At 63.2% G+C, this 16,213-nt stretch carries 15 protein-coding genes and 2 tRNA genes; 5 read left to right on the top strand and 12 right to left on the bottom strand.

Annotated features, from left to right (window positions below):
- Positions 1–3: 3 nt before the first annotated feature.
- Genes rpoA2 through ACFQJC_RS14645 form a run of 5 tightly spaced genes read right to left on the bottom strand, consistent with a single transcriptional unit; the run spans position 4 to position 7,819 of the window.
- A complete protein-coding gene (rpoA2, locus tag ACFQJC_RS14625) occupies positions 4–1,269 on the bottom strand; it encodes a DNA-directed RNA polymerase subunit A'' (RefSeq protein ID WP_390224713.1) in 1,266 nt (421 codons plus the stop codon).
- On the bottom strand, positions 1,262–4,186 hold the full coding sequence (locus tag ACFQJC_RS14630) for a DNA-directed RNA polymerase subunit A' (RefSeq protein WP_390225630.1): 2,925 nt from the start codon (positions 4,184–4,186) through the stop codon (positions 1,262–1,264). Before ACFQJC_RS14630 ends, rpoA2 begins: the two co-directional genes overlap by 8 nt.
- A gap of 12 nt (positions 4,187–4,198) precedes the next feature.
- Entirely contained in the window at positions 4,199–6,028 is a 1,830-nt protein-coding gene (rpoB, locus tag ACFQJC_RS14635) for a DNA-directed RNA polymerase subunit B (protein ID WP_390224715.1), read from the bottom strand.
- A gap of 1 nt (position 6,029) precedes the next feature.
- Positions 6,030–7,595, bottom strand: a complete 1,566-nt coding sequence (locus ACFQJC_RS14640; protein WP_390224717.1) for a DNA-directed RNA polymerase subunit B'' — start codon at positions 7,593–7,595, stop codon at positions 6,030–6,032.
- Positions 7,592–7,819 carry a DNA-directed RNA polymerase subunit H gene (locus tag ACFQJC_RS14645; RefSeq protein ID WP_390224719.1) on the bottom strand — a complete coding sequence of 76 codons (228 nt, stop codon included), beginning with the start codon at positions 7,817–7,819 and terminating at the stop codon, positions 7,592–7,594. The genes ACFQJC_RS14640 and ACFQJC_RS14645 overlap by 4 nt, the downstream gene beginning before the upstream one ends.
- A 267-nt stretch (positions 7,820–8,086) precedes the next feature.
- On the opposite strand from ACFQJC_RS14645, the gene ACFQJC_RS14650 reads away from it, so the two are divergent.
- The 3 genes from ACFQJC_RS14650 to ACFQJC_RS14660 all read left to right on the top strand — a co-directional run bounded on the left by ACFQJC_RS14650 (position 8,087) and on the right by ACFQJC_RS14660 (position 9,115).
- Positions 8,087–8,159, top strand: a tRNA-Asp gene (locus ACFQJC_RS14650).
- Between the two features lie 27 nt (positions 8,160–8,186).
- Positions 8,187–8,259: transfer RNA gene (locus ACFQJC_RS14655), tRNA-Asp, on the top strand.
- Between the two features lie 235 nt (positions 8,260–8,494).
- Positions 8,495–9,115, top strand: a complete 621-nt coding sequence (locus tag ACFQJC_RS14660; protein WP_390224721.1) for a hypothetical protein — start codon at positions 8,495–8,497, stop codon at positions 9,113–9,115.
- An 8-nt stretch (positions 9,116–9,123) separates the two neighbouring features.
- Here ACFQJC_RS14660 and ACFQJC_RS14665 read toward each other — a convergent pair whose 3' ends face one another.
- From ACFQJC_RS14665 to ACFQJC_RS14680, 4 genes are all read right to left on the bottom strand, one after another.
- On the bottom strand, positions 9,124–9,579 hold the full coding sequence (locus tag ACFQJC_RS14665) for a putative immunity protein (protein ID WP_390224723.1): 456 nt from the start codon (positions 9,577–9,579) through the stop codon (positions 9,124–9,126).
- Positions 9,580–9,642: 63 nt separating this feature from the next.
- The gene (locus ACFQJC_RS14670; RefSeq protein ID WP_390224725.1) at positions 9,643–9,996 is read right to left on the bottom strand and encodes a fluoride efflux transporter FluC; all 354 of its coding nucleotides are present in this window, start codon (positions 9,994–9,996) and stop codon (positions 9,643–9,645) included.
- Positions 9,993–10,328, bottom strand: coding sequence for a fluoride efflux transporter FluC (locus ACFQJC_RS14675; RefSeq protein ID WP_390224727.1), 336 nt, complete (start codon positions 10,326–10,328; stop codon positions 9,993–9,995). The genes ACFQJC_RS14670 and ACFQJC_RS14675 overlap by 4 nt, the downstream gene beginning before the upstream one ends.
- 20 nt (positions 10,329–10,348) lie before the next feature.
- Positions 10,349–11,404, bottom strand: a complete 1,056-nt coding sequence (locus ACFQJC_RS14680; RefSeq protein WP_390224729.1) for an ATP-binding protein — start codon at positions 11,402–11,404, stop codon at positions 10,349–10,351.
- 75 nt (positions 11,405–11,479) lie between these two features.
- On the opposite strand from ACFQJC_RS14680, the gene ACFQJC_RS14685 reads away from it, so the two are divergent.
- Positions 11,480–11,923, top strand: a complete 444-nt coding sequence (locus ACFQJC_RS14685; protein ID WP_390224731.1) for a DUF7382 domain-containing protein — start codon at positions 11,480–11,482, stop codon at positions 11,921–11,923.
- A gap of 45 nt (positions 11,924–11,968) precedes the next feature.
- Here the strand turns inward: ACFQJC_RS14685 and ACFQJC_RS14690 are convergent, their stop codons facing one another.
- On the bottom strand, positions 11,969–13,237 hold the full coding sequence (locus ACFQJC_RS14690; RefSeq protein WP_390224733.1) for a TiaS agmantine-binding domain-containing protein: 1,269 nt from the start codon (positions 13,235–13,237) through the stop codon (positions 11,969–11,971).
- A 144-nt stretch (positions 13,238–13,381) separates the two neighbouring features.
- On the opposite strand from ACFQJC_RS14690, the gene ACFQJC_RS14695 reads away from it, so the two are divergent.
- Positions 13,382–14,356, top strand: a complete 975-nt coding sequence (locus ACFQJC_RS14695) for a transcriptional regulator (RefSeq protein ID WP_390224735.1) — start codon at positions 13,382–13,384, stop codon at positions 14,354–14,356.
- Positions 14,357–14,410: 54 nt separating this feature from the next.
- Here ACFQJC_RS14695 and ACFQJC_RS14700 read toward each other — a convergent pair whose 3' ends face one another.
- Positions 14,411–14,665: a glutaredoxin family protein gene (locus ACFQJC_RS14700; RefSeq protein ID WP_390224737.1), complete on the bottom strand. Its 255-nt coding sequence runs from the start codon at positions 14,663–14,665 to the stop codon at positions 14,411–14,413.
- 101 nt (positions 14,666–14,766) lie between these two features.
- Complete coding sequence (locus ACFQJC_RS14705) at positions 14,767–16,131, bottom strand: aryl-sulfate sulfotransferase (protein ID WP_390224739.1); 1,365 nt, start codon at positions 16,129–16,131, stop codon at positions 14,767–14,769.
- Between the last annotated feature and the right edge of the window lie 82 nt (positions 16,132–16,213).

The raw sequence follows: 16,213 nt of genomic DNA on the forward strand, positions 1-16,213 counted from the left end.
TCGTTAGTCGTCAGAGGGTTCGACGGCCGCGGTCGTCTCGACGTCGTCCACGTCGATAGAACCCATGCGGAGGTTCACGTCGCCGGTGCCGATGGCGATTGGCTTGCCGACGATGACGTTCTCGATGACGCCGTCGAGGTCGTCTTTCTCGCCGTGGATGGCCGCATCGAGGAGGTGGTTGACCGTGACCTCGAACGCTGCGCGGGCGAGCACGGACTCTTTCGAACCCGAAATCCCGTGCCGACCGATGGATTCGATTTCGCCGTTGTTGGTCATGATGTCCGCGACCAGCATCAGGTGACGGATGTTCACGTCGGAGAGACCCTGCTCTTCGAGCGTGTTCATCGTCTCGTTGATGATGGCTTCGCGGGCGGCCTCGACGCCGAGTTGCTTGTACACCTCGTGGATGTTGTTCGAAGTCGTACGCGAGGCATCGACGCCCTCGATAGCGAGCACGTCGCCGAAGGCAGAGCCCTCGGTGTAGAGGACGAACTCTTCTTCGCCCGTCTTCTCGTTTTGCTCCTTGCGGATGACGACGCGCGAGACCTCTTCGATACCCTTGAAGACGATGTCGCGGAGTTCCTCGACGAGTTGGAGGAGACGGCGGTAACTCGGCGTCTCGGGACCGAACTCGATGATGGTTCCCTGCCGGCGCGTCTTGACGCCGAGGGCGTCCTCGATGGTCTCGGCGACTTCGCTGGCGATGACGCCCACGTCGTCGTAGGTCGGCCAGCGCTCTTGGAGCGTGTCGTCGTTGAGGTCGATTTGGACGACCATGTCCGCGACGTTCGTCGAGATGTCACCCAGTGCGAGAATCTTCGTCGCCTCGATTCCCCAGACGACCTGGTGTGCGAGTTCGCGCTCTTTCGCGTAGTCGTCTTCGAGGTAGACCGTCATCATCGGCGTGTCGGGCGTCTTCCGGGCGTCCACGAGCTCGATGAGTCGCGGCAGGCCCTGCGTCACGTCGATCTCTGCGACGCCCGCGTAGTGGAAGGTGTTCATCGTCATCTGCGTCCCCGGTTCACCGATGGACTGCGCAGAGACGGTTCCGACGGGGTCGAGCGGGTCCACGCGCGTGTCGAGGTAGCGGGCCTCGACGGCCTGTGCGATTTCTCCCGCTTGCTGGACGGAGACGCCTTCGCGTTCTTCGATGGTCTGGTAGATGCGGTCCTTGAGTCGTCGGGTCAGCTCTTTGGACTCGACGAGGTCGATGAGTTCTTCATCGACGAATTCGTAGTCCGAGGCTTCGATTTCTGTCTCTTCAGTCATCGGATTCCACCTCCGCACGGGCACTGACGCGCGGTTCGGCGTGTTCGGAGAGGTTCGTCGGCGGTGCGCGCTCCCCAAGGAAGCGTTCTTTCTCTTCGTCGGAGGAGAACTCCGAGTCCATGATGCGGTCCGCGATGGCGTCCACGTCGATCGGCGTCTCGTCGTCCGACGAGACCTTCACCGGACTCGTGCCGTCCTCGCCGAATTCGAACTGCACGATGGTTCCGGAGGTGTCGCGGACGGAGCCGTCGTACTGCGCTTCGAGTTCGGAGAGTGCGTTGATGAGACGGCGCTGGAGGTACCCGGACTTCGAGGTACGAACTGCCGTGTCCACCAGCCCTTCGCGGCCACCCATCGCGTGGAAGAAGAACTCACGCGGAGTGAGACCGGCGCGGTAGGAGTTCTCGACGAAACCGTGTGCTTCCGCCGAGAGGTCGCCGGGCTTGTAGTGGCTGAGGGTGCGGCCTTCGTAGCCGCGGTTGATACGCTCGCCGCGAACTGCCTGCTGGCCGACACAGCCGGCCATCTGGGTCAGGTTGAGCATGGATGCACGCGCACCGGACTTCGACATGACGACCGCGGGGTTGTCCTCTTCGAAGTGGTCCTCTGCGATTTCACCGGCAGAGTCGCGCGCCTTGCCGAGACGCTGCATAATCTTCATTTCGAGCGTCTCGTCCACCGAGCGACCGGGCAGGGATTCGAGTTCGCCCGCCTCGTAAATCTCGATGAGTTCCTGAATGCTGTCGTAGGCGGCGTCGATTGCCTCGTCCACCTGCGCCGTCGCTTCGTCCGGGATGGACTCGTCGTCGATACCGATGGAGAGACCGAAGTGCATGATAGCGCGCATCGCCAACGAGGCGATCTCGTTGATGAAGATGCGCGAGCGCGTCTTCGAGTAATCCTTCGCCAGCACGTCAACGATTTCCCCACCGAACGCACCGACTGCGTCCTCGTCGATGGTTCCGGAGATGAGCTGTCCGTCCTCGATGACGACTTCGTCGCCGACCTTCGAAGTGAACGCCATGTTCAGGTCGTCGGGGAGCAGTTCGGAGAAGATTTGCCGGCCCGTCCAGTACGGCGTGCCGTCTTCTTCTTCACCTGCGGGTTCGGGGAGCGTGTCCACGCGCGTCGCACGGAGCAGGTCGAGCGCCTGCGTCTCGACGAAGTGCGGGTTGTCGTGCGTGAGGAGATAGGTTCCCGAGATGTGGTCCTGAATCGCGCCGATGATGTTCTCACCGAAGCGGGGCGAGAGAATCTGCTCTTGGACGCGCATGAGGACGCGCGCCTCGGCACGGGCCTCCTCGTTCTGGAGGGCGTGCATGTTCATCTCGTCGCCGTCGAAGTCTGCGTTGTACGGCGGGCAGACGACGGTGTTCAGACGGAACGTCTTGTACGGCATCACGACGACTTCGTGCGCCATAATCGACATCCGGTGCAGCGATGGCTGCCGGTTGAAGATGACGATGTCGCCATCGACGAGGTGGCGGTTGACCTCCCAGCCGAGTTCGACCTTCTCTGCGAGTTCTTCGCAGTTCTTCTCGGTCACCTTCAGACGGCGGCCGTCCGGTCGGCGGACGTAGTTCGCACCAGGGTGCGCTTCGGGCCCGTTGCGGACGTACTGCTGGGCCTGTTCGATGTTGCGCTCGGTGACGTTCATCGTCTGGGTCATCTCGGTCGCAACGCGGTCTGGAACGCCGACCTCGTTGAGCGAGAGCGTCGGGTCCGGCGAGATGACGGTACGCGCGGAGAAGTTCACACGCTTTCCGGACAGCGAGCCACGGAAGCGACCTTCCTTACCCTTGAGACGCTGACTGAGCGTCTTAAGCGGGCGACCGGAGCGGTGTCGTGCCGGCGGCGTGCCCGAAATCTCGTTGTCGATGAACGTGGTGACGTGGTACTGGAGCAGTTCCCACAGGTCCTCGATAATCAGCTGTGGGGCACCCGCCTCGCGGTTCTCCATGAACCGCTGGTTGATGCGGATGATGTCCACGAGTTTGTGGGTCAGGTCGTCCTCGGAGCGCTGGCCGTTGTCGAGCGTAATCGACGGGCGAGCGGTCACCGGCGGGACCGGAAGCACGGTCAGAATCATCCACTCGGGGCGCGAGCGCGAGGGGTCGATACCGAGCGTGACGAGGTCCTCGTCCGGGATGTCCTCGAACCAGTCGCGGATGTCCGAGGGCATCAGCTTGTTCATGTCCTCTTCGGTGAGGTCGATGCCGAGGGCCTTTTCGAGCGCCTTGCGGTCCTCGCCGACCGGGCGGAACTCGCCAGCGAGGACTTCGTTGATGCGCTCTGCCGGCATGTCGGCCTTCTCGGCGAGGTCAACCGGCGAGATGCCGTTGTCGTCCTCGTCGTCGGGGTCGGGTTGCATCGCCGAGGCGATGAGTTCCGAGTAGTCGCCCGACAGCACGTTCTGGACCTCGTAGTAGGTCGTCGGCTTCTCGTGTTTGATGTCGTGCTGGCCGGAGCCACAGTGCGGACAGCGGTGGGCCTTGCGGGCCTGCCGGACTGCCGACTTCATCACGTCGCTCCAGTCGTCGCCGAGTTCCTTCGTGCGCTGGAGTTTGCCGCGGTACTCGTCTGCTTCTTCCTGCGTGAGCGCGAGGCGACCGCACTCGCGGCAGGTCGAACGGAGCAGGCGTCGGATGAGCTTGGTGAAGCCCACGTGGATGACGGGCGCGGCGAGTTCGATGTGACCGAAGTGGCCGTTACACGAACCCGAGTGCTGGCCGCAGGTGCGGCACTGGAGACCGGGGTCGATGACGCCCAGACGCGGGTCCATGAGACCCATGTCGATTGGGTAGCCGTCGTCGTCGTAGGTGTCCGCCGTGATGACCTTCGTGGCGGACATGTCTCGGTACGTCTCCGGGTCCATCAACCCGAACTGGATACTTCCGATTTCTTTGGGTGTCTGCATTGACATGTGTACTTAGACCGCGTCCTTCAGTTCGATTCGTGGACGGACGCCGAGGGCGACCATCTCGTCGAGCAGCAGCTTGAACGCGTAGCTGATCTCGATTTCGTGGATGTTGTCTTCGTCGCCGGTAACGGGGTCGTAGATGCGGCGCTGGTCGCGGTCCTCGACGGCGACCATGCCGGTGTCGGCGGAGATGTAGACCTTCTCCTTGTCGGAGGAGTCGAGCAGGCGTTCCTGCAGGACCATCGCGGCACCGTGACCGATGACGGTGTCACGCTCCATCTCACCGAGGCGAAGCCCACCTTCGCGGGCGCGACCTTCGGTCGGCTGACGGGTGAGCACCTGCACCGGACCGCGCGAGCGGGCGTGCAGCTTGTTGCTCACCATGTGGTACAGCTTGTGGTAGAAGATGATGCCGACGAAGATTTCGGCTTCCACCTTCTCGCCGGTCACACCGGAGTACATGACTTCCTTCCCCGAGGAGAGGTAGCCACGCTCTTCGAGTGCCGAGCGGAGTTCTTCTTCGTTCTCGCCCTGGAAGGCGGTGCCGTCAACGCGGCGGCCTTCGAGTGCGCCGACTTTGCCGCCGAGCATCTCCAGCACGTGGCCGACGGTCATCCGCGACGGCAGTGCGTGCGGGTTGAGGACGAGGTCGGGCACGACGCCGTCTGCCGTAAAGGGCATGTCCTCTTGCGGGGCCAAGTGGCCCACGACACCCTTCTGGCCGTGGCGGGATGCGAACTTGTCGCCGAGTTCCGGAATCCGCTGGTCGCGGACGGAGACCTTTGCGAGTTTCGAGCCGTCTTCACCCTCCATCAGGGTGACCGTGTCCACGACACCGTTCTCGCCCGAGCGCATCGTCACGGAGGTCTCGCGGCGCTTCTGCGGCGAGAGACCAGCCATGTCGTCGGGTTCTTCGAGGAACCGCGGCGGCGAGGTCTTGCCGAGAAGCACGGAGTTCTCGTCTACGACCGTCTCGGGGTTCACGAGTCCGTCTTCGTCGAGGTGCGAGTAGGCGTCTTCACCGCGTGCGCCGCGCACGTCCTGCGACGGCATCTCGAAGCGGTCTTCCTGTCCGCCGGGGTAGCGACGCTCTTCGCCCTCGTACGTCCGGAAGAAGTGCGAGCGAGCGAGGGCGCGTTCGACCGAGCCCTTGTTCATGACGAGCGCGTCCTCGATGTTGAAGCCCTCGTAGGACATCACGGCGACGACGAAGTTCTGTGCGGCCGGCCGCTCGTCGAAGCCAATCTGTTCGGTCGTCTGCGTCTTGACCATCGAAAGCTGCGGGTAGTGCAGGAGGTGCTGACGCGTGTCGGGACGGATGCGGTAGTTCGCCGCCGGAAGCCCCAGCGACTGCTTCATCATCCCCGACCCCATCGTAATACGCGGCGAGGCGTTGTGTTCGGGGTACGGAATCATCCCGGCACCGATACCGAAGATGAGCTGTGGGTCGATTTCGAGGTGCGTGTGGTCCTCGTTCAGTTCGTCCTCGTCAACGGCGACGTAGATGTCCTCTTCTTCCTCGGCGTCGATGAACTCGACCAGGCCACGGCTGACCATGTCCTCGAAGTCCAGTTCGTCGTTCCGGAGCGCCTCGATGTGGTCGTCGTCGAGGAGGGGTTCGCCACCTTCGACGACGATGAGGGGACGCCGAGCACGGCCGGCGTCGGCGTTGATGATGACTTCGCGGGTGCGCTCTTTGACGGAGACGTTCACCATCTGGCTGACGTCGCCGCGGCGACGCGCCTCCCGAATCTGAGCCGCGAGCTGTTCTGGGTCGGGGTGCGTCCCGACGAGACTACCGTTGACGTATACTTTCGCTTCTCGCTGTGCCTGAGCCATGTTAGTCGTCCGCTGGGGTGGCGTCGATACTGTCGATGCCGGGGATGCCCTCGACACCCATCGACGCGAGTTCTCGTTTGAGTGACTGTTCGTCTTCGACGTTCTGGGAGAGTTCCATCGCCTGCGCGAAGTTCTTCACCAGCCCACAGTTCGGCCCTTCGGGGGTCTCCGAGGGGCAGATGCGACCCCACTGGGTCGCGTGCAGGTCGCGTGCCTCGAAGTGGGGTTGGGAACGCGACAGCGGGCTGCGGAGACGGCGCAGGTGAGACAGCACACCCATGTAGTCGGTGCGGTCCACGAGCTGGGAGACACCGGAGCGGCCACCGACCCAGTTACCCGTCGCAATCGGGTGTTCGAGACGCTCGGTGAGAACGTCGGAGCGAACCACCGTGTTGACGGTGAGGTTGCGGTTACGCATGTTCGCGCGTTCGAGCTGGTACTTCACGTCACGCGCGAGCTTGTTGAGCGCCGTCCGGAACAGGTCCTTCATCAGGTCGCCCGAGACCTTGAGGCGCTTGTTGGCGTAGTGGTCTTTGTCGTCCGATTCGCGGCGCTGGAGTGCGAGTTCGAAACACGCCTCGGCCATGCGGCAGAGGTAGTACGCCTTGTTGAGACGGACTTCCTCTTCCTCTGCGCCCTCCTCGTGGAGGTGCGGAAGCAGGTAGCGGTCGATGACGTAGTTGGCGCGTTTGAGCTGGTAGTTCTTCCCCTGCCCGCCGGCGACGCGCTTGCCGAGTGCCTCGATGGCCTGTTCTTGGGTCTGAACGTCGGCCTCTTCGAGGTTTTCGAGCATGAACTTCACAATCTCCGGGTCGTCGGAGACGCGGTGGACGATTTCCTCGTCGGATTCGAGACCCAGAGCGCGAACGAGCGTGACGAAGTTGACGCTGCCCGAGACCGAGGGGAACGACACTTCGAGCAGGCCTTCGCGGTTGCGCTCACAGAGCACGAGCGCGCGGTACCCGCGGCGCTGGCTGAACGTCTTGGCGACCTGAATCTCGTCGCCGTACTTCGTGTCGTACTCGGCGAGAATCTTGTTCGGTGCGAGGTCCTCCGAGGTCATGAGCACGCGCTCGGAACCGTTGACGATGAAGTACCCACCGGGGTCAACGGGGTCTTCGCCGATTTCGACGAGGTCCTCGTCGGAGAGTTCGGCGATGTTACACTTCGAGGAGCCGACCATGATGGGCATCCGGCCGACTTTCGTCTCGGAGCTATCGACGACGACCTCTTCTTCTTCCTCGCCGCCGCGGACGATGGACATCTCCATGAACACGGGGGCGGAGTACGTGATGTTGCGCAGGCGCGCTTCCTGCGGGAAGAGCAGTTCTTCGGACCCGTCGGCCTCGCGGACACGGGGCGTCTCCACGCGGACGCCGCCGAGTTCGACGTAGACGGGTTCTTCGCCCTCTTTGTCGCCGATGTCGGTCTCGATAGTGCCCTTTTCCTCGACGACTTCCTCCATGCCGCGTTCGAGGAAGGCGTTGAACGAGCGGAAGTGGTGTTCGGCGAGCCGTGCTTCAGAGAAGTATTTTCGAGAGACTTCGCGTCGTGCTTGTCGATTCATTCGATCACCAGTCGATATGTGACCGCCTTGTCGGTCGTTCTCGAATCTCGAACGATTTTGATGACGTCGCCGGGCTCCGCGTCCTCAGGAAGCGCCGGGTCTTTCCTCACAATCTTCGGGAGATTCGTCTTTTCGACGTTGTACTCGCGCAGCACGTCCTCGACGTCCTCGTCGTCGAGAAGCGTGTGCTCCGGAACCAGAGTGTGTTGGCTTACGTCTACCATGTATGGGTTATCAGGGTGCTGGGAGAAGCTGTCACGGGATACTACGGCAGATTTTGGGACCAGACCATTTAACACTTGCCAACTTGGTCTCAGAAAAGCAAAGCTACCGGAGGTCACGCAGCGTCAATGCGTGATGCGTCACACGTTGTCATCCGGGATTGTGCTATATATCTTTTCGGGCCAGGAATCGCGGTACCGCGGGCCAAGGCCAGTACAGATGGTAAGTCTTATCTACAAACCTCGGTTACGATTGAGTGCAGACGGAGGGCCCGGATGGTGTAGTGGCCCATCATACGACCCTGTCACGGTCGTGACCCGGGTTCAAATCCCGGTCCGGGCGCTCTCCGTTCCAAATTCACTGCAGTCTGCCCGGATGGTGTAGTGGCCCATCATACGACCCTGTCACGGTCGTGACCCGGGTTCAAATCCCGGTCCGGGCGTACTTTTCGATGAATTACTCGCTGAGCGCCGAGTCTCGTCTCGGCGCGGTCGTAATTCTCGTAAATACCCTCAAAGGGATTTGAACTAGGGAGCGAAGCGAGCGTCAGCGAGTGGAGCGACTGAAGTTCAGACGAACGAAGTGAGTCTGAGCACGTGAGACAGTTATCTCACCACCCACACAGACGACTCACCTGACACAAGCTACTTACCGTACCCTTCAATTTTCCAAGACGAATGCAGTTCACCCGCAGAGAGGTGCTTTCCTTGAGTGCAGTCGGAACCGGGCTTGCAGCCGCCGGATGTCTCGGTTCTGAGCCACCAACCGCGAGCGGGAACACACCACCATCGACAGAAGAAGGCTCAGCAGGTCCGGCAAAATCGTGCCCGTCCGGGTACGAACCGTTCGAACCGTGGTATGTCGTCGAGAGTTCCGGTCCGCTCGGTGGATTCGACCTCACGATGGACCAACGAGGACTCACACTGGGAGATACGTTTCGATGTGAACTTCGAAATACGACACTCACGCAACAATCGTCCGGCATCAAGTCGAAGTTCGACGTGCAGTACGAACACGAAGACGGATGGCGGTCGGTGTATGGAGCGAAATCAGGCGAGATGGTGGCGTTCATCGATGTGGCAATCGGACATCCACCTCGCTCAGGGTTCACGTGGGAGTTTCCGTTCACCAAAGCAGGTCTCGAAGACATCGCAAACGATGGAATCGGCGTCTGCGGCCCCATCAAGTCGGGAACGTACCGGTTCGTCTACTGGGGAATCACGACCGAGAGAGAAGAAGAAGAGAATTTCGAGACGGACTACGCACTTGGCGTTCCGTTCACTGTGTTAGATGAGTAGTCGAAACGCTACTCACCCCTAACCACCGATTGAAGCCCCTCCGGCAACTGTTCCCTCTGCCATTCGAACTCAGCATCCCCAGAACCGCCATCAGCGACGACAGCGGTTATCGCGTAGTTGGCACCACCCATGGCATGTCCATCGACGTGCGCAGTTGCAATTGCGTGGCCGGCGGCGCGAGCGGCTTGTCGAGCAACTTCGGTATTCGCTTCACGGGCCGCCGCGTGCGTCGCCCGAGAGAGTTCGACAGCCTCACCGACCGTGACTTCGCCGCGCGTCCAGCCACGAGTGGCTTCGATTGCCCGTCGGGGTCGGTCGTCGTCGGGGTGCTCAGTCTCGAAGTACGAAAGAACGTGTTCGGCGCAGTCGGCGCTCCACCGGGCGAGTGCGTGGTGTGTCTCTTCGTCCGTGCTGTTGTACCCGCCCCAGTCGCCGCCGAGTTCCCATCGGATTGCGAGCGCCATGACCACTGATAGCGCGACAGAAGCAAGAGTAGTCCGACATCTCGTAGGTGCGGCCAGAGAACTTCAACCGACAATCCCAGCAATCGCCCCACCAATCGCCACACCCACCAGCGCCGCCAGCAACGTCCCGAAGGCGTACCACGCCGCGGTCAGGTACTCGCCGGCGTCGAGGAGTTCGGCGACGCCGACAGCAAAGGACGAAAACGTCGTAAAGGCACCACAGAAACCCGTCCCGGCCATCGTCGCCGCGGCGTCACCAACAGGGGCAGCGACGATGAAGCCGAGTGCGATACTTCCGAGGACGTTCACGGTGAACGTGCTCCACTTACCGATGAGTTGCTGGTCAACCACGTGCCGCGAAGTCGCACCGAAGACGCCGCCGAAGCCGACGAGGAGAGCGGTCGTCGCGGGCGTCATCGCGTCCTCCCGACGACGAGTCCGAGAAACGCGGCGGTAAAGCCGAGGACGTAGTTCGCGCCGACGTTGGTCAGTCCGCCCATCGTCGTGAGCTGTGCGGTTTGGACGGCGAAGGTGCTGTAGGTCGTAAACGAGGAGAGCACGCCAGTCCCGAGGAGCAACTGGGCACGGCGCGAGGTGATGGTCGTGATGAAGACGCCGAGAACGAAGCTTCCGAGGACGTTCGCGGCGAGCGTTCCACCGGCACCGGGAACGAGGACGGAGACGGCGTGGCGCAATATCGCGCCGACGAAGCCGCCGAGTCCGACGAGTGCCAGTTCAGACCGTTCCATACATCCTCTGCTCACGCGGGCTATTCGACCGTTTCGGAACGCACACCGAAGTCGGACGCCCGCGGGGTCGAACCGTCGTCTCTCGTTCTCCGGTCTCGAACGCGGACCTCGTGGACCGATTCGGTGCTGTCGTCCACGACGAGCGCGCACCCGCGCTCTCTCGGGAGTCGCGCAGTCAGTGCTCCGTCGAGGTACGTCGGGTCGGCCGTCGCCATCGCCGAGATGTCTGGACCGGCGGTGAGTCGGTGGATAATCCGCAGGTCGGCCTGCGAGACGGCGGCGTCGGGGAGTGCCGAGGGGCGCTGTGTTGCGAGTACGATACCGACGCCGGGCGTGCGCCCACGCGTGAGAACTGTCTCGATGGCCGGTGCGGCAATCTCGTCGGTGAACGCGTGCGCCTCGTCGATGAGCAACCACGGAATCGTCTCCGCTTCGTCGGCGACTTTCGCTTCGTACAGGCCGCGGGCGACGACGCGAGTGACCGCCCGCGCCGGTTCGCTGTCGAGACCCGAGAGGTCGAGCACGTCGGGACCGGGGGTACAGAGCGAGACCGGGTCGAGACCGTCGGCGTCGAAGACGCCCCACGAGTCGGCGAGCGCGAGGTGGTTCGCGGCGGCGCGTCGGGTATCCGCCGTCACGTCCGCGTCGGCGACGAACGCTTGCATCTCATCGAGCGTGGGCGATTCGGTCGCCGCGCGCCAAATGAGAGAGCCTGCAGGTTCGGTCGCAGAGAGACCGAGCAGCGCCGGCCACGCCCGCGGCGGCAACGCGTCGGCGCGGATGGTCGGGTCACAGTGGACGCGTCCCGAGACAGCCCCGTCTGTCTCCGCGAGACCGCCGAAGACGCCCATCGGGTCGATAACGACGGGTGCGACACCGGGCGCGCGAGCGAGGTCCTCGGCGACGACGGCCAGCGTGTGCGACTTCCCAGCGCCGCGTTTGCCGACGACGACTGCCGCGTGCGGGCGGTCGATATCGAGCGAGACAGACGCGCCCGTGCTTCCGTCGCGGGCGCGGTACGCGCCGAGGTCACACACTGGTCCGGTCGAATCCTCGCGGCGGCCGATGACGTGCATTGGGGAGACTGGTTGCGACTTCGTACTTGAACCTCCAGCCGAGCGTTTATAAGCAAAGACGGGACCAGACGGCCCATGCTCGAAGCATTCCAGTCTGACACCCGCGCTATCGAAGGACTCCCGATTCGTCTCGTCATCGCCCTCGTCGTCGGCGTCGCCGCGATGAGCGTGATGCTCAACATGCTCTCTGGCGTGCAGGGATTGGCAACCTCGGAACTCGACGTGAAACCGGACCCCGACGTCGTCACGCCAGGCCCACAGGACATCACCTTCACCGTCGTGGACCACGAGGGCAACCCGGTCGAAGGGGCGACGGTCGTCGTGAAATCGGGGACCGCCGACATCGAAAAAGTCGAGCACAAGAAATCGGGAGACGGCGGAGAGGCGACGATACACCTCGACCCGGAACTCGGCCCGAATCGAGAAGACGGGACGCTCGTCGTGGACGTGAAACCACCCGCGGGAAGTTCGTTCGTGGACCGCCGCGACAACACGGAGATTCTGGTGGTCGCCAAGTAGGTCGCGGGATTCGGAGCTCGGCTGTTATCGCTCCGGATTCAATCGTTATCGCTCCGGATGGGTCACCGCGTCGAACCCGCCGCGAACCAACGGTTTGGCGATGTGTCGTCGCGCACACGGCGGCACCTCGTACCACCCGAGTTCGAGGTCGCGTTCGATATCGGTCTCGACTTTTCCCGGCGCGTCCGTCCCGCAGTCGCGGCAGCGGTAGCCCTGTTCTCTCCCCGCGCTCTTCATCGTCCGTTCGCACTCGGGACAGACCGGCGTCGTCGCCTCGGTCTCGACGAGGTCGCGGACGGCGAACTTCTCTAATTTGAGCGTGCCGTCGCTCACCTCGCCGCACAGTGTGAGTTCGTCGCCGACGCGAAGCGAGCGAACGCGATTGCGGAACCGTTTGGTCGGTTCGAAGGCGGCGACAGGGAGCGTCGTCTCGTCGTCGGAGACGGTGAAGAAGACGTGGCCACCACGGCGCGTCTCCGGTTCGGATTCGACGGTTCCGGTCACGCGGTAGGCGTGCCCGTCTCGCAGGTCGGCGACGGTGCCCGACTGGAGGTGCATATCGGTCCCTTGGTTGGTGAGAAACGTCGCCTCGCGGTCCACGGGTTCGGATTCGATGCCCGCGGCAACCTCGCGGACGACGGTCAGGTCGTCGCCGCGAATCCCGTGCAGAATCGGGCCGGGGGCGTTCGGCACGCACACCGCTTCGCCCTCGCCGTGGTCCACGGTGTCCCACGCGGTCGGATAGCCGGCGTCGGCCGACTCGAACACCGAGTCGATATCGACCTCTCGCGGCGTTCCGCAGCGGTAGAACTCTCGATACGAGATGTGCTCGTAGGTCCACGAGTCGAAGGCCGCCCACGCACCGACCGCTGCGAGCGCGCCGATTTGGCCGCGGCCGCCGTGCCAGCCTTGGGCGAGAAAGCCCGAGTGAGCGACGGTTTCGACCGCCGCCTCGACCGTATGGAAGTCGCGGACGGCGTCGCGGGCGAACTGGGTGACCGCGGTCGGGACGGTGTCGGCAGACCCCGGCGCGACGACGAGTCCGGGACTGGTTCGGTCGTCGTCGATGACGGCCCAGCGTTCGAGTTCGGCGCGCGCGAGTTCGAACGCTTGACCCGCGGGGAAGTCCGTGTGAATCGCCAGCGCGGCGTTTCCGCGCGTCTTGTGTTCGACCGCGGGGTTGAGTCGAATCAAGAGCAGTCGCTCTATCGTACCGCCGTTCGCTTCGATGGCCTCGGCGACGAGCGTTGCGAGGTACGTCGTGCACATCCCCAAGGTGCGTGAGTCTGTGTCGTCGAGACCGATGACGGTCATTACCGGATGATAGCTGAAGGGCGGAGTAACACCTTTCGGGTCGGCCGCGACTATATAACTGGACGATAATTCACGGAGTAATCGTGGGACGCAGGCCCCGATACGGGGAAAATGCTTTATGGTCCGAATCACTTAATGCCCCCTATGTCCCGGTCAGCGCTGGTTGGTAACGTCGCCGCGATGCTCCAAGACGCGGGCTTCGTCGTGAGCGACCGCATCGCCATCCGGCCGAAGAGCTTCGACCTTGCCGCACGCAGAGGCGAGGAACTGGTGCTCCTGAAGATACTCGGAAACATCGACGCCTTCGACGGCGTCATCGGGTCCGAGATGCGACGACTGGGCTCGTACCTCAACGCGACACCACTGGTAGTCGGTCTCCGCACCCGCGACGAGGACCTCAAACCCGGTGTCGTCTACTTCCGTCACGGCGTCCCCGTCATCAATCCGGACACCGCGATGGACTTCTTCGTCGAAGGCGTGCCGCCGCTCATCTACGCCGCCCCCGGTGGCCTGTACGTGAGCCTCGACGGCGACATCCTCGCCGAAGAGCGCAAAGAGCGCGGGTGGAGCCTCGGGCGTCTCGCCACCGAACTCGGCGTCTCGCGCCGAACCGTCTCGAAGTACGAAGACGGGATGAACGCGAGCATCGAGGTGGCGGTCCAACTCGAAGAGCTGTTCAATCGCCCCTTCTCCAACCCCGTCGATGTGCTCGACGGCGCGGACGACGTGCGCGATGCCGAACCGACGCCGAAAGACCCCGCGGCGGACCCCGCGGACGAACACATCGTCTCGGTGCTCACCAGTGCCGGCTTCCGCGTTCATCCGACCGCTCGCGCGCCGTTCAAGGCCGTCAGCGAGGACGAAGACCGCCGCGACCCGAGGAACATGCTCACCGGTCACTCGCCGTTTACGCGCAGCGCCCAGAAGCGCGCCGAAATCATGTCTTCGCTCGGCGAAATCACGCGAACGCGCTCGGTCTACTTCGTCGAAGAGACCCAGAAGCGAACCTCGGTCGATGGGACGGGCATCGTCAGTTGCGAGGAACTCGCCGCCATCGACGACCCCGACAAGATTCGTGACCTGATTCGTGAGCGCGCCCGCGACCCGGCAGAGGGCTAAGCGACGCTCACGACTTTTTGAAAGAAATACGTCGTCGGTGATGCGGTAATCGAGTTACGCGGCCGAGCCGTAGGTCTCTTCGAGGTAGGCGACGATATCGTCGCTCTCGGGCATGCCATCGACGTCGTGTTCCTCGTCGATGAGGACGGGGACGCCGGTCTGTCCGCTTACTTCCTGTACTTCCGTGCGCTCGGAGTGGGCACGGGGGACCATCCGCGACTCGTACTCCAGGCCCAACTCGGCGAGTTTGTTCTTGACCTTGGCGCAGTACGGACAGCCTTCGAGTTCGTACAAGACGAGATTCGACATCGCCTGTTGGTATGGACGGCCACCTAAAGAGTGGCGTGGTCGCGTGCACGGGGTGTGCACACGGCCGGACCGATAGATAGCTGGCGAAAACCACGCTCACCTCACCGAATTACGCGACGGACTCCGAGCGCGAGTTCGCCCGTGAGCCAGACGAGTGCGACGAGCGCGCCGCAAATCACCCAGACGAAGTCCCATCCGGACATCCACACCGGGCGGAGCCACGGCGTGACGTGCGCCCAGCGGACGGCGAACTCGTTCATGGGCGCTTCGAGCGCCGTTCCCGCGAAGGTGGCTCGCATCTGGCCGACGAAGCCGACGCTCTCGCCGCTGCCGGCGGTGAGGTTCGCACTCCCGGTAATCGGATAGGAACCGCTCGCGCCGAGGTCACGGATGGTCGGCCCCGACGACTCGTCACCGTGGGCGACGCGCTCGGCGTCGTAGGGGCCCCACGTCGCGTAGTACTCCCAGACGACTTCGCCCGTCGGCGTGACTTCCATGACGCGATGGTTGAGCGTATCGACGATGAGGGTGTTCCCGTTCGGGAGGCGGTCGGCATCGCGCGGCCAGTTCAGGAGGTTCTCGCCGACCGACCACGTCTGGACCCACTCGCCGTCCTCCTTGGCGTACTCGACGACGCGGTTGTTTCCGCTGTCGGCGACGAGAATCGTGGGCGTGCCGTTCTCGCTGAGCAACCAGTCGGGGTTGTGTTGCTCGTTCATGATGTCGTAGTCGTCGTCGCTCCCGAGGCGCTCGACGATGTCGCCGGACTCCATGTCGATGACGACCGCCTGGTCGAAGTTGCGGGGTGACAAGAGGAGTTTTCCGTCGCCGATTGGGTCCACGTCGTTGACGTGGCTCCAGTCGTCGTTGTAGCCGCCGTCGGTGCTCTCGGGGAAGTGGTCGCGGAAGTACCACTCCCACGTAATCTCGTCCGTCGAGCGATTGTAGACGACGATTCGGTCGTCGCTTCGCCCGGCGGACTCGTTCCACGCGCGCATGTTGGCGATGACGAACTCGTCGCCGCCGAGGTAGTCCACGTCGTGCGTGTCGTCCATGTCGAGCGTCGTCTCCCAGACGCGTTCGCCGGTGTCGGGGTCCAACTCGAAGATGACCGTCTGCTGTGCGACCGGCGAGGAGACGAGGAGATTTCCGTTCGGCATCGGGTCAACGTCGTAGAACCACCCCCTGTCACCGGTGGTGCTGTTGTATATCCATTCGAGCGACCCGCGCTCGCCGACCGAGATGAGTCGCGCCGGCTTCTTCGGGTTGGTGTTCCCGCGGAACGTGTATCCTTGGACGCTGATGACCGTCGAGCCGTTCGCGGGACTGGCAATCGTCCCCGGTTCGAGGTCCGGTTCGGTCTCGGGGTCGTACGTGACCGCAGACACCGCCGCTGGCGAGACGAGCGCAGCGACGACGAGGAGGACACCGACCCGGAGTGCGGTGCGCGTGGAGGGCAGATTCATCCAGAGGAAAGAGGACATACACCATATAATGTATTTTGCTTGTCATTTTCGCAGACAGTTCCGAGTCGCGTGACTTCCGCTC

The sequence above is a fragment of the Haloferax namakaokahaiae genome, assembly GCF_042663225.1.
Taxonomy (GTDB): domain Archaea; phylum Halobacteriota; class Halobacteria; order Halobacteriales; family Haloferacaceae; genus Haloferax; species Haloferax namakaokahaiae.

Bases quoted from the DNA above. Each gene is read 5' to 3' on its own strand.
- ACFQJC_RS14660 (WP_390224721.1), top strand. From the start codon at position 8,495: ATGCAGTTCACCCGCAGAGAGGTGCTTTCCTTGAGTGCAGTCGGAACC.
- ACFQJC_RS14630 (WP_390225630.1), bottom strand. From the start codon at position 4,186: ATGCAGACACCCAAAGAAATCGGAAGTATCCAGTTCGGGTTGATGGAC.
- ACFQJC_RS14680 (WP_390224729.1), bottom strand. From the start codon at position 11,404: ATGCACGTCATCGGCCGCCGCGAGGATTCGACCGGACCAGTGTGTGAC.
- ACFQJC_RS14700 (WP_390224737.1), bottom strand. From the start codon at position 14,665: ATGTCGAATCTCGTCTTGTACGAACTCGAAGGCTGTCCGTACTGCGCC.
- ACFQJC_RS14705 (WP_390224739.1), bottom strand. From the start codon at position 16,131: ATGAATCTGCCCTCCACGCGCACCGCACTCCGGGTCGGTGTCCTCCTC.
- ACFQJC_RS14670 (WP_390224725.1), bottom strand. From the start codon at position 9,996: ATGACGCCCGCGACGACCGCTCTCCTCGTCGGCTTCGGCGGCGTCTTC.
- rpoB (WP_390224715.1), bottom strand. From the start codon at position 6,028: ATGGCTCAGGCACAGCGAGAAGCGAAAGTATACGTCAACGGTAGTCTC.
- ACFQJC_RS14640 (WP_390224717.1), bottom strand. From the start codon at position 7,595: ATGAATCGACAAGCACGACGCGAAGTCTCTCGAAAATACTTCTCTGAA.
- ACFQJC_RS14665 (WP_390224723.1), bottom strand. From the start codon at position 9,579: ATGGCGCTCGCAATCCGATGGGAACTCGGCGGCGACTGGGGCGGGTAC.
- ACFQJC_RS14690 (WP_390224733.1), bottom strand. From the start codon at position 13,237: ATGACCGTCATCGGTCTCGACGACACAGACTCACGCACCTTGGGGATG.
- ACFQJC_RS14645 (WP_390224719.1), bottom strand. From the start codon at position 7,819: ATGGTAGACGTAAGCCAACACACTCTGGTTCCGGAGCACACGCTTCTC.
- ACFQJC_RS14685 (WP_390224731.1), top strand. From the start codon at position 11,480: ATGCTCGAAGCATTCCAGTCTGACACCCGCGCTATCGAAGGACTCCCG.
- ACFQJC_RS14695 (WP_390224735.1), top strand. From the start codon at position 13,382: ATGTCCCGGTCAGCGCTGGTTGGTAACGTCGCCGCGATGCTCCAAGAC.
- ACFQJC_RS14675 (WP_390224727.1), bottom strand. From the start codon at position 10,328: ATGGAACGGTCTGAACTGGCACTCGTCGGACTCGGCGGCTTCGTCGGC.
- rpoA2 (WP_390224713.1), bottom strand. From the start codon at position 1,269: ATGACTGAAGAGACAGAAATCGAAGCCTCGGACTACGAATTCGTCGAT.